This is a genomic window from Microcoleus sp. Pol11C3 (genome assembly GCF_036701485.1).
GTDB lineage: Bacteria > Cyanobacteriota > Cyanobacteriia > Cyanobacteriales > Microcoleaceae > Microcoleus.
Genome location: NZ_JAUBQW010000303.1, coordinates 1 through 1391, shown reverse-complemented (window position 1 = coordinate 1391; position 1391 = coordinate 1). Strand labels below are relative to the sequence as shown.

Genomic DNA, 1391 nt, shown 5'->3' with positions numbered 1-1391 from the left:
GTGAAGGAGAAAATACTCGGCGCTCGGCATCCTGATAGCTCGCCTAGGGCGAAAAACTTTATGTTATTCAAAATCCTGATTCATGTTAGAAATTTCCCTTCGCCTGGTTATTTACTACTTAAAACACAAGACCGTGCCCTTGCCGTCTTGAATCATCCCCCAACCGTGCCCCCTGCCGTCTTGAATCATCCCCCACTTGTGCAACGCCATTTTTTAACCGCAGATGCACGCGGATTAACGCGGATTAATTGCTATGATTTATCTGCGTTAATTTGCGTGCATCTGCGGTTTCATTGATATAAATAAATTTTATGGCAAGCTTGACAATATTAGGTGGAGGTGCTTGGGGTTCTGCCTTGGCTAATCTGGGAGGCAAAAAAGGCGATCGAGTTAATTTGTGGTCGCGCAGCAGTTCTTTTAATATAGAATCAGTTATAACAGGTACGGATGTTGTTGTTTCGGCAGTTTCGATGAAAGGAGTTGGAGCAACGGTCGATCGACTGCTTGCCTTACAGTTAAGTCCCCATACAATTATAGTTACTGTCACCAAAGGTTTAGACCCCGCGAGTACGCGCACTCCGTCTCAAATTTGGCAAAATGCGTTTCCTAACAATTCAATAGTCGTACTTTCCGGCCCTAATCTTTCCGAAGAAATTCAGCAAGGATTGCCTGCTGCAACTGTAGCGGCGAGTAGAGATTTAGCGGCGGCCAAGCAAGTGCAAAATATTTACAGTTCCGATATTTTTAGAGTTTATGTGAATGAAGATCCGCTGGGGACTGAGTTAGGTGGAACTTTGAAAAATGTATTTGCGATCGCCGCTGGTGTTTGCGACGGTTTACAATTAGGAACTAATGCTAAATCTGCTTTGCTGACTCGCGCTTTGCCGGAAATGATTCGGGTAGGTTCTCGTTTGGGATCTCGCGCCGAAACTTTTTACGGTTTGTCTGGTTTGGGAGATTTGCTTGCTACTTGCAATAGTCCTTTATCGCGCAATTATCGGGTTGGTTTTGGATTGGCTAAAGGCAAATCTTTAGAGCAAATTTTGCACGAATTGCAGAGCACTGCTGAGGGTGTTAATACTACTAATGTGTTGATTGATTTGGCTAATCAACGCGGCATTGAAGTTCCTGTTTCTCGTCAAGTTTATCGCTTATTAAATAGTGAAATTACTCCAGAACAAGCCGTTTTATCGCTCATGGAACGCACTTTGAAACCGGAGTAAGTAAGTTGTTTAGCATTAAAACTTAACTCTTTGGGCGGGCAAGATGCCCACCCCACAAGAAGTTTTCAGAAAAACCATCCCCAATAAATTCACTGGGTGCATCTCAGTTTTGCAAATCCATGAAAAAATAGCTAAAATGAAAAAGCTAGTAAAACCGTAAAAAAAAAC

Annotated in this window: 2 protein-coding genes; both read left to right on the top strand. The window is 43.0% G+C overall.

Translation table 11 applies throughout. From position 1 onward, the window contains the following. Positions 1–297 (top strand): hypothetical protein (locus QUA40_RS28745; RefSeq protein ID WP_333132118.1); only part of this gene is annotated, 297 nt, incomplete at its 5' end. A 14-nt stretch (positions 298–311) separates the two neighbouring features. Continuing rightward, positions 312–1223 carry an NAD(P)H-dependent glycerol-3-phosphate dehydrogenase gene (locus QUA40_RS28740; RefSeq protein WP_333132116.1) on the top strand — a complete coding sequence of 304 codons (912 nt, stop codon included), beginning with the start codon at positions 312–314 and terminating at the stop codon, positions 1221–1223. Positions 1224–1391 lie beyond the last annotated feature (168 nt).